The 10,393-nt window shown below is 39.2% G+C and carries 11 protein-coding genes; 2 read left to right on the top strand and 9 right to left on the bottom strand.

What is annotated here, in order from left to right; genetic code table 11:
- Nucleotides 1-251: 251 nt before the first annotated feature.
- Nucleotides 252-1,262, bottom strand: a complete 1,011-nt coding sequence (ccpA, locus tag HU830_RS08355) for a catabolite control protein A (protein WP_176943295.1) — start codon at nt 1,260-1,262, stop codon at nt 252-254.
- A 159-nt stretch (nt 1,263-1,421) separates the two neighbouring features.
- Between ccpA and HU830_RS08350 the strand changes: the two genes are divergently transcribed.
- A complete protein-coding gene (locus HU830_RS08350; RefSeq protein ID WP_176943294.1) occupies nt 1,422-2,525 on the top strand; it encodes a M24 family metallopeptidase in 1,104 nt (367 codons plus the stop codon).
- A gap of 62 nt (nt 2,526-2,587) precedes the next feature.
- Here the strand turns inward: HU830_RS08350 and HU830_RS08345 are convergent, their stop codons facing one another.
- Complete coding sequence (locus tag HU830_RS08345) at nt 2,588-2,863, bottom strand: hypothetical protein (protein ID WP_176943293.1); 276 nt, start codon at nt 2,861-2,863, stop codon at nt 2,588-2,590.
- Between the two features lie 16 nt (nt 2,864-2,879).
- Nucleotides 2,880-3,284 carry a DUF948 domain-containing protein gene (locus HU830_RS08340; RefSeq protein ID WP_176943292.1) on the bottom strand — a complete coding sequence of 135 codons (405 nt, stop codon included), beginning with the start codon at nt 3,282-3,284 and terminating at the stop codon, nt 2,880-2,882.
- A gap of 102 nt (nt 3,285-3,386) precedes the next feature.
- Between HU830_RS08340 and HU830_RS08335 the strand changes: the two genes are divergently transcribed.
- On the top strand, nt 3,387-4,295 hold the full coding sequence (locus HU830_RS08335; protein WP_176943291.1) for a mechanosensitive ion channel family protein: 909 nt from the start codon (nt 3,387-3,389) through the stop codon (nt 4,293-4,295).
- Nucleotides 4,296-4,653: 358 nt separating this feature from the next.
- Here HU830_RS08335 and rdgB read toward each other — a convergent pair whose 3' ends face one another.
- The 6 genes from rdgB to dltA are packed head-to-tail and all read right to left on the bottom strand — an operon-like array spanning nt 4,654 to nt 10,366.
- Nucleotides 4,654-5,253, bottom strand: coding sequence for an RdgB/HAM1 family non-canonical purine NTP pyrophosphatase (rdgB, locus tag HU830_RS08330; RefSeq protein WP_176943290.1), 600 nt, complete (start codon nt 5,251-5,253; stop codon nt 4,654-4,656).
- A 14-nt stretch (nt 5,254-5,267) separates the two neighbouring features.
- Complete coding sequence (gene murI / locus HU830_RS08325) at nt 5,268-6,071, bottom strand: glutamate racemase (protein ID WP_176943289.1); 804 nt, start codon at nt 6,069-6,071, stop codon at nt 5,268-5,270.
- Nucleotides 6,072-6,125: 54 nt separating this feature from the next.
- Nucleotides 6,126-7,403 carry a D-alanyl-lipoteichoic acid biosynthesis protein DltD gene (gene dltD, locus HU830_RS08320; RefSeq protein WP_176943288.1) on the bottom strand — a complete coding sequence of 426 codons (1,278 nt, stop codon included), beginning with the start codon at nt 7,401-7,403 and terminating at the stop codon, nt 6,126-6,128.
- Nucleotides 7,396-7,638 carry a D-alanine--poly(phosphoribitol) ligase subunit DltC gene (gene dltC / locus HU830_RS08315; RefSeq protein ID WP_176943287.1) on the bottom strand — a complete coding sequence of 81 codons (243 nt, stop codon included), beginning with the start codon at nt 7,636-7,638 and terminating at the stop codon, nt 7,396-7,398. Before dltC ends, dltD begins: the two co-directional genes overlap by 8 nt.
- An 18-nt stretch (nt 7,639-7,656) precedes the next feature.
- Entirely contained in the window at nt 7,657-8,877 is a 1,221-nt protein-coding gene (dltB, locus tag HU830_RS08310; RefSeq protein ID WP_176943286.1) for a D-alanyl-lipoteichoic acid biosynthesis protein DltB, read from the bottom strand.
- Nucleotides 8,870-10,366 carry a D-alanine--poly(phosphoribitol) ligase subunit DltA gene (gene dltA, locus HU830_RS08305; protein ID WP_176943298.1) on the bottom strand — a complete coding sequence of 499 codons (1,497 nt, stop codon included), beginning with the start codon at nt 10,364-10,366 and terminating at the stop codon, nt 8,870-8,872. The genes dltB and dltA overlap by 8 nt, the downstream gene beginning before the upstream one ends.
- Between the last annotated feature and the right edge of the window lie 27 nt (nt 10,367-10,393).

Here is a 10,393-nt window from a genome sequence, read left to right as displayed (position 1 = left end):
GGTACTTGCACAGCCATTTAGTGTGTGCGAAACTGTTTAATTTATTCGCCATTTTCACAGCTCCTCTAAATTTATAATACTTGGCTTTGACAGCTCCATTGTAAATCTCAGAAGAGCTGTTTTGGTTTAACCATTGGACTATCGTTTTTTGTTTCGCACGGACTCCGTGCTCAACTAGGTCTAAAGACAATAAAGCAAAAAGACTTCTGGACAATTTTAAAAATTGTCCAGAAGTCTTTTTTTAGAAAATATTATTTTTTAGTTGTATCCCGTTTCACTAAGCTATATGGTAACCGAATCGTTCGATCTTGAATATCTTCGTCATTCATTAACTTAGTCAACATCCGCATGGATACGGCTCCCATATCATATAAAGGCTGAACTACAGCAGTCATTTTCGGCCGCGTTACATCACATAAAACGGAATCATTCCCCGTCACTAATTCAAAATCTTCTGGGATCTTAACTCCGGCATCTAAAGCAGCATTTAAAATTCCCGCAGCAAGAATATTATTGGCCACGTAAGCCGCGGTTGCACCACTCTTTTGAATCGCATCAAAAACCACGGATCCTGCTTGCAAACTGTAGACTGTTTCAAAGACATTTTCTGAAGAATAGGTAATTCCTGCTTGTTCCAAAGCTTCCTGATAACCTTTTAAGCGATACTTAGAATTGATCGGATCAGTCAAAGAGCCAGTAACTAAAGCAATTTGACGATTACCGTTATCAATCAACAATTTCACCATATCGCGGACTGATTTAACATAGTCAATATTTACACTGGCAATTTGATCTTGATCATCAATAGCTCCCGCAAAAACCACCGGAACACGGGAATATAACATTTCCTTATACAAGGTGTCTGAAATCTTTTCCCCCATATAAATAATTCCATCTACCTGCTTAGCTAGTAAATCATTAAATAATTGCTGCTCACTACCAACTTCACTTTTTAGACTGGTCAAAATAATGTTATATTTATACATGGAAGCCACGTCAGAAATTCCGTTGGCCAAACTAGCATATAGTAGATCTGTCATACTTGGTAAAATTAAACCGATAGTTGTACTCTTCTTACTAGCTAGTCCCCGGGCTACAGCATTGGGACGGTAATGTAATTTATCAATGACCGCGATAACTTTCTTACGGGTAGATTCTTTAACGTTATTATTTCCGTTCACGACCCGAGAAACTGTCGCCATGGAAACTCCCGCTTGGCGCGCAACATCGGTAATGGTAATTTCTTTATCTGACTTCTTCATAGTCTAACCTCGTTTAAATTGATCTTAAAATACTTTTTCATAAGTTTTCATAATTAATTTAACAAAAAGGTTGACAAAATGCAAGCGCTTTAGTTCACAATTACTAGATTATTCAAAAAAGTGCTATAATTTGCTTATTATTAGCTTGGAGGTAGTTATATGAGTCATTTACAAAGTTTACAGGCTTGGATTGCTGAACAACAAATTGATGTTGCCTATATCAGTAATCCCACCGATATCTTATATTTTACCGGTTTTCATAGTGAACCGGAAGAACGAATTTTAGCTTTGTTTGTTTTTCCTGAAGCTGAGCCATTCTTATTCACCCCGCAATTAGAAGTTGAAGCTTCTAAAAAAGCTGGTTGGAAGCAGGATGTCTACGGTTACTTAGATCATGAAGATCCTTTTGCTTTAATTGCTGACCACATTCGGGAACGAACCACACATACCAACAAGTGGGCCCTAGAAAAAGCTGATCTTCCTTACAGCCGTTACGAAGCCATTCAAAAACAATTCCCGAATGCTAGCTTTCCTGCTGACGCTTCGCAGTTCTTAGACCAATTGAAGTTAATTAAGACTCCGGAAGAAATTGCCTTAATGAAGGCTGCTGGTAAAGAAGCTGATTACGCTTTTGAATTAGGTTTTCAAGCCCTCAGTACTGCTCGAACTGAACAGCAAGTTGTTGCTGAAATCGAATATGGCTTAATGAAAAAAGGTGTCATGCATACTAGTTTCGATACCATTGTGCAATCAGGAATTAATGCCGCTAATCCCCATGGAGTACCAGAAAAAGTTGCTATTCAGGCCAATGCGCTCGCCCTTTTTGACTTAGGAACCGTTCATCAAGGCTATATGAGTGATGCTTCGAGAACCGTAGCCTTTGGTGAACCAACTGCCAAACAACGCGATATTTATAACGTTTGTCTGGAGGCCCAAATGGCAGCAATGGATGCTGCTAAGCCAGGAGTCAAAGCTGCAGAACTAGATACTATTGCTCGAAAAATTATTACTGATGCTGGCTACGGCGAGTACTTCATTCATCGCTTGGGACATGGAATTGGGACGTCTACTCATGAATTTCCATCTATCATGGAAGGCAATGAAATGGTTTTGAAGCCGGGGATGTGCTTCTCCATTGAACCTGGAATTTATATTCCGCAAGTTGCCGGGGTGCGGATTGAAGATTGTATTTATCTTACAGAAAATGGGCATGAAGCCTTTACCCACACTTCCAAAGAATTACAAGTTTTGCCAATTAAGTAAGTTTCAGAATTTGAAAATTCCAAGAAAAAAGAGATCAAACTAAAATCAATTAGTTGGTCTCTTTATTTTGCACTAACTTTTTGAACCTGATCGATATCCAATTGGATATCATCAAAATTAGTTGTCTGCTTGGTTGTCCCTGTAACTTCAGCTTGTAAATCAGCGGTCTTTTGTTGGAAAGCTTGTTGCATAGCTGCTTTATCAACTTTAGGTACTATCATCCGTTGTTCGGCGATGATATTAGCTAATTCATTTTTTGGTAGGGGATTCTTTTTTAAAAACCAATAAGTAACACCAGCTCCCAACAAGAGTCCACCCATAAACTTCATCTTCTCCATTTTGACCTCGCTAATTCTACTTTTTACGGTATGATTTAAAAGCCCAGAGAGCTAACTTGCTCGCCATGGTCGCTGCTGATTGCATCATTTTCTGATTTTTGCTCCGATGGTTATTTTTATCGGTCGCTTGTGCCAAACTATTGCCGAGATTTTCGAGCGCCTGAAAAAAAGGGTCTAATTTCCCTACTTTACCATTGATGTCATCCATTAGCTCATTAGTCTTAGAAATGGTATTATCTCCTTGGTGGGCGATTTGATCCAGATCGGCTGTCAAGGTGGCAATCGTATGATTAGTTTCTTCCACTGTCGTTTGCAATTTCAAAACTATTTTTTCCAATTGAAAGAGCAACCGAACCAAGAAGACTACCAAGGCGACGAAGGCCAACGCTGCAATTAAACCCGCAATTTGTCCCAGTGTCATAGCTTTAATCCTCCTCATTTAAAAACAATTAAATTTTATCATTCTTTAGTGACAACGGCAATTAGACCGACTATACTAGACGAATAATAAGGAAGTGTTAATTTGAATAGTATTTTGAATAAATATAACTCTTTAAATAAGCAAACAACTAATCAGAGTAACCAAAATTCTACCCCTTTTCTCCAACAAATTAATAATCCACAATACTGGATCAATTTATTTAATACCTTCTTGAGTAATGCTATCAAGATTATTCTCTTATCATTACTCTTTTTACTACTTTATCGCCTCGGACGCCGTCTCGTCAACCGAATTTCTCTCAATCTCAAAACCAGTGAGACTAGTTCCAATCGCTCCCGGACAATTGTTACTTTAACCCAAAACATTTACTTCTATGTGTTAGTTTTTATTTATATCTACATTGTCCTCTCGATTTGCGGAGCTCCCGTCGGAACCTTGATCACGGGGGCCGGAATTTTCAGTTTGGCTTTAGGGCTAGGTGCCCAAGGTTTCGTTAGTGATATGGTTAATGGTTTCTTCATTCTGGGTGAACAACAATTTGACGTTGGCGATTTCGTCAAAGTTGATAAAATTTCTGGAACGGTCACCTATGTCGGTCTGCGGACCACCCAAATCAAAAGTAATGATGGAACTCTCAACTATATTCCCAACCGAAATATTACAATTGTCCAAAACTTATCGCGCGGAAATATGACCTCAATTATTGATCTTCAGCTTTTTCCTCGCACCAACATCCATAAAGTTACTCAAGTTCTTCAAGAAGTTAATCAGAGACTCACGCCCGATGAACCTGATTTAATTCGTTCTCCGCAACTTTTAGGGCCAACCGAAGTTACTCTGGGCTTGTTACACTACCAGATTCAATTGGATACTAAGAACGGGGCCCAAATGGTCCTAAAGCGAAAATTCCTTGGTGCTTACTTGGCAGCCTTAAGAGAAGCTCAAATTCAACTTCCTGAAAATGCCCTTGATTTAACTAATCAATCCTAATTAATTAAAAAATTAGATCAATAATCTCCAATTAAATCCAGATAGAAACTAAGTTAGTTTTAGTTTTCATCTGGATTTTTTTAATTAACATCAGGGAAAATTCCTGATAGTTCAAATCCACTTTTTAAAACGACTGCTGCTCTTTAAAAGCGATGATGGAGAACTGATCCAGTGTTAGAGATCAGATCTTATTCTAAGTCTCAGACCGTTTTAAGCTGTAATAAAGATATCTTTCTCTCTGATAAACACCAATAGATAGAGCTGCCAATTTTCCCAAGATCCTTTTCTTAGTTACCTTCACCATCGATTATCTTACCCTAGCCGCTCTTTTTCGGACGCTAGATTGGACTGAAGTTATCTATTTTTGCAAGTTCAATCGGCGATACTGGCGCAAAAATTCTTGTAAAGCCCGGGCTCGGTGGCTAATTTTATTTTTTTCCGCTAAACTCAACTGGGCCAAGGTACAATCCAATTCTGAAACATAAAACAAAGGATCATAACCAAAACCGTCATTTCCTTGGGGAACGGTCATAATTTGGCCGACTAATTTTCCTTCAGCAACTAATTCGACCTGCATCTGCGGATCAAAATAAACCATAGTTGTCACAAATTGAGCTTGGCGCTGTGTTGGGGCTACTCCTCCTAATTCCGTTAACAAGCGCGCATTATTCGCCGCATCGTTATGGTCACCCGCGTAACGGGCCGAACGCACTCCCGGTTGTCCGTGAAGGTAATCAACCATCAAGCCCGAATCATCCGCCAAGGTCGGCAAATGGAATTGAGCAACAGCACTTTGAACTTTCAAACGAGCGTTATCTTCAAAAGTAGTGCCAGTTTCAGCAACATCTTCTCCTCCCAATTCGGCCAAAGATCGGACGTGAACATTCTCTGCCTCTAATAGTTGTTGTAATTCGTGAACTTTATTTAAATTCTTCGTGGCCAAAACTAATTCCTGCATCGCCTATCTCCTAGTTAATCCGGTAAAATCACCTTTTGGGCGGTTAAATTAGGATCTAACAGCCAATCTTGAGCAATCACTGTCAATTGTTCTTGCTCACCCGTGGTATAAAATAAATCTGATTTTTTTGTTTCTCCGGAATTTTGTAAATTGTGATCTAATAAATATTGCTGCAAAGTTTGAACTGTCGCTACCCCGGCATCCACCAATTTAATTTGGGTACCCAAAGTTTGGGCAATTAAAGGTCGTAATAAGGGATAATGCGTACATCCTAAAATTAAGGTATCAATCTCAGAAGTTCGAACCTGTCTCAAGTCTTGTTGGACCAATTCCTGAGCCTGAGCGGTTTGATAAAGATTCTCTTCCACAAGGGGGACAAAATGGGGCATTTCCCAACTTTGCGTCTGCACTTGAGGTGCTAACTGGGCTATTTTTTGCGCATAAACATCTGATTTAATAGTCGCCGGTGTGGCAATTACGCCCACCTTCTTTGTTTGAGTCACTGCTAGAGCCCGTTGAACTCCGGAATCAATTACTCCGATCAGGGGAATCTTGGTTTCAGCCTGCAATGTTGGCAAAGCCCAAGCCGTCGCCGTATTACAAGCGAAAACAATTAATTTGACTTGTTGCTTCTCTAAAAAATTAACTAAGAACCGGACATAGTTAGTAATTTCAGTTGGAGTTTTGGTGCCGTAGGGCAAGTGCGCCTGATCAGCAATAAAAATCACTTGCTCCTTTGGCAATTGCTGCTGAACAGCCTTAATAACCGTTAAACCACCAACTCCTGAATCTAAAAAACCAATTGGTCGTGTATCCATAAAAAAGCTCCTTTTGATGGGGTTGTAAACTATTATTCAAAAAACGCTGAGTATTTACTCAGCGTTTGGTAGATTACGAGGATTATGTTGCTGCCAAGACTTCGTATAGAAATAATCTCGGAGCTGATAATTTAAATTCTTGGGCATTGGTTGTTGAACAAAGTTGTGAATTCTTCGATCAACTTGAAGCCAACCACGCCAGCCCAAATGAATTGTATCCTGCATAAAATAGGGAATTTTTCCTTGTTGATGTAAATCTAAAATTTGATTAAATCCTTGCGTCTGTAGCTGATAATTAATCTTCCGGTCAAAACGATTTAACATTGCTTGACTCAAACCAGTATATGCCATCCAACGCGAGTTGACGGGAGTAATCACAAATAACGGTTGCACATGGTGCTTCTTAAATTGTGTTAATAGTAATTGAAAGTCTGAATATTCTGGACCGTATTCATAGCTAAAGCCTTTTTGGCTATCTTTCAAACTATTTTTGATCTTCCGGATTTTTCGATTATAAAAACGATTATGAATCATAAAATCATTGTTACTAGTATGCTCTCGTCCGTAAGCAATCGCCATCTGATCTAGGACTGGATAATTATAATCATCCGGTAAGGAGCGCAAACGATGTTCCAATAAAGGTTCGCGATTCATAATCCCAAAACGAGTAAACAATTGGTCTTGTTGACGTAGATTGGCTCCCGAAACTTTAACTAACGAAAAATACTGCCAAGCAGTAATTTCTTTTCCCGCCTTAATTCGCTGTAAAGCTCCCTGAATTCCTGGATCAGCAGAGCCAGCAGTCATTTTTAATAGACGCTGTGCAGCGTAACGATCACTTACCCGTTGGGGATTAGCATGGTTAATAAAATTAATCGCCTGTTGTTTGGAATAATAGAAACCAAAGGCTTCTGGTTCTACCCCTTCCTTAACAAACCACTGCGGCGAAATAACGACCACGACTCGCTTATGATCCAATTTGTTCCCCATCATTTGCGTGGAAAAAAAGTGCGTCAAGGATTGGGTCCCTGCTTCTCCTAGCAAGAAAGGATGATAACCTCTGGGATATTTCTCCGTTAAAACTGACGGATGAAAAGTATCAAAACGAGATAGTTCTGACGAGCCCATCATCATCAAATAGCCTCGGTCCAAGGCATTGCGTTTAATTTGATCTCCTCGTAATACGTTAGCTGATAAAGACGTTGCCGCTCTTTTCTCAGTTTGGGCATCAGGAGTTCCTAAGTGAAACGGACCAAATAAGACCAGCAAGACTAATAATCCAGCCGTAATCATGGGGCCGATCAGTCCGAATAACTTTTTTCCATTATTCATTTCTCAAATTATCAACCTTTGCAATAATCTTATTCGGAGTTTCCCATTCTTGGCGGTCAAATTCTGATACTGGAACATCAATGTCTAATTGTTGTTGTAATTCCAACAACAATTGAACTGTGGCCATGGAATCCAACAAACCACTATCAAATAAAGATTCATCCAAATTAGTCTTCACATCATCTGTTCCGGTTAAATCTGCCAAAATATCTAAAACCACTTGCTTGCTATCCATAATAATCCTGCCTCCTGCTTAACTAAACCAAATTTTATCTAACATACCTGAAAAAATCAAAAAACTAAAACAAACTGTATTAAATGTCATAAAAATGGCAAAATAATTGGTCCAACGGTTGGACGGAATCTGCTGGCGATGTTTTTTCTTAAAGCGCAGCCAAGCATCCGTGCTAATTAAGACCAGAGCATGGAACAATCCATAAACAATATAATACCAAGTTTCTCCGTGCCAAACACCCATTAAAAGAAATAAAAGCAAATAACCGATATTAGCCATGGCAATTCGACTCTTTAAGATCTTATGCTTCATTGCCCAAAAAACAAAACGCATGTAAATATAGTCGCGGAACCAGAAGGATAAAGTCATATGCCAACGATTCCAGAAATCCTTTAAGTTATGCGAAATAAAGGGTTTGTTAAAGTTAACTGGTGTTTCAATTCCCATCAGGTAACTAATCCCAACGGCAAACAAACTATAACCCGCGAAATCAAAGAATAAATACATGCTATAACAATACATATAGCCTAAAAGAGAGAAGGATAATCCTAACCAAGCTGTATGCCGATTAGCCATTGCTGCCTGTTGAAGCTGGGGTAACATTACAGTTCCAAAAAGATAACCAAAAATAAATTTATATAAAAAGCCTAAGAAAATATTATGCAAGCCCTTACCAATTAAAGTGACATACTTGTCTTGGCTCGGAACCCTTTCATAATCCTTGATAAAACGGCGATAACGATCAATTGGACCGGAAGAAATAGTCGGAAAATAAAGTAAGAAATGGAGAAATTTACTTAAATTAAATTCTTTAATTGCCCCATCGCGAATTTCCATAATCATGCCCACGGTTTTAAAGGTTAAATAACTAATTCCCAAAAAACCGAGAATCGAGTCATGCCCGGCGATAAATAAGGGCGTAAACTTGACAATTACTAATTGGGCAATTGCTAAAACAATCGCTAAAACAAACAGGCTGAACCGATTTTTAAAGCGTTTATTAGTTCGATAGTAAGAATAAGCACCAACAATTAAAGTTTGACAGGCGACAAAACCCAATAGAGAAACTCCCTGTTGCCATTTGTCGGCGTCAAAGATTAAAAAGATAAAGAGTAAGGAAATTAAACTTTCATACCAACGGAATCTTTTGCCATAATATAACCCAATCATTAGGGGAACTAAGGCAATTACCAAAATCGCGAAATACTGGGGATTTTGGTAAGGTTGTAAATTAATCATGATTATTTACCTCGGCCATTAAAGATTTACGATCAATCTTGCCATTGGCCGTTTGCGGTAACTGAGTCCGAGTTTCAATTCGCTGAGGCACCATGTACTCCATCACATTTTGAGCAAGTTCTGCTTTTAAAGTAGCACTAGGATCAGCTAATTCTTGATTTAAAACGACATAGGCAATTAATTGAGTCACTTTATGATTTTTATCATAACGCGGTACCGTAATTGCTTGATCAACTTGGGGCAAAGCGGCCAAATTCTGGTCAATGTCTTCCAATTCAATCCGAAATCCATGGAGTTTAACCTGGAAATCGGTTCGCCCACGATAAAAGATCATTTTCTCAGGCGTGATTTTTCCAAGATCCCCTGAGCGATAAGCTCTTTGTCCCTCAACTTCAAAGAAAGCCTGTTGCGTCTTTTCCGGATTGTTTAAATAGCCCTTGGAAACACTTGGCCCACTAATAATTAATTCTCCCTCAGCAGCCGAATTTCCTTTTTCATCAAGAGCCCAAATCCGCGTATCAGCTTTCGCCTGTCCAATTGGTAAACGGTCATAAGTTGCCAATACTTCAGGGGTAACCTCCAAAGATGTGACCGCCACACAAGCCTCAGTTGGACCATAAGTATTGAAAATTTGAGCTTGGGGAAAGCGTTCTTGCAATGTTTGAGCAGTACTATGGGTCAATTCTTCGCCACAGAATAAGAAATGGCGTAAGTGGGGATAATTTTCTTGTTGGAAATTCTTATCCAGTAAGCATAATTCAACAAATGAAGGTGTCGAAACCCACTCTGCTAAGTCAAAAGTTGGTAAGACTTTAAATAACTGACCAAAATTATTAGTCACCTCGTGCGTCAAAGCCACCAATTCTCCCCCTAAAACAAGGGTGGGATACAAATCCATCACTGATAAGTCAAAGGAATATGGCGGTTGCGATAAACAACGAACTTTATTTGGCAAGTTAAAATCTTGCACCATCCAATTAACATAACTCAATAAATTATCGTGACTAATTTGGACCCCTTTCGGAACTCCTGTTGTTCCGGAAGTAAAGATAATATAAAAATTATCCGCTCCCTGAACCCGCGTTTGCGGATCCCACGCTGTTTTTTCGTAAGTCAAATTATCCTTGAGTTGAGCAGGGGAAATAGTCAAAGTAGCTAAATCGACTGGCAAGTCATTAATTCCTAAAATCGCTCCCGGTTGGGCAATTTCGTTAATCTGAATTAAACGTTCAACGGGTGAATCCACGTCAACCGGAATGTAAGCATGGCCAGCTTTAACTGCTGCTAACATTGTCACAATGGTCATAAAGCTTTGATCACAATAGATCATCACCGGTGCTTGGGAAGGAATATCCAAGGTTTGTAAATAGGCAGCTAAATGATTACTTTCTTCCCACAAGCTTTGATAGGAATGGTGCCCCGCTTCATCCCAATAGCAACTGGCAGAATTTCCCTGCGCCTGTTGATCAATTGCTTGAATTATATTCATCAATTTGGTTTCCAAGATTAAAATCCC

The organism is Bombilactobacillus apium (assembly GCF_013385145.1).
Lineage (GTDB): Bacteria > Bacillota > Bacilli > Lactobacillales > Lactobacillaceae > Bombilactobacillus > Bombilactobacillus apium.
Note: the sequence above shows the minus strand (reverse complement) of the source record. Positions and strands in the feature narration are given on the sequence as shown.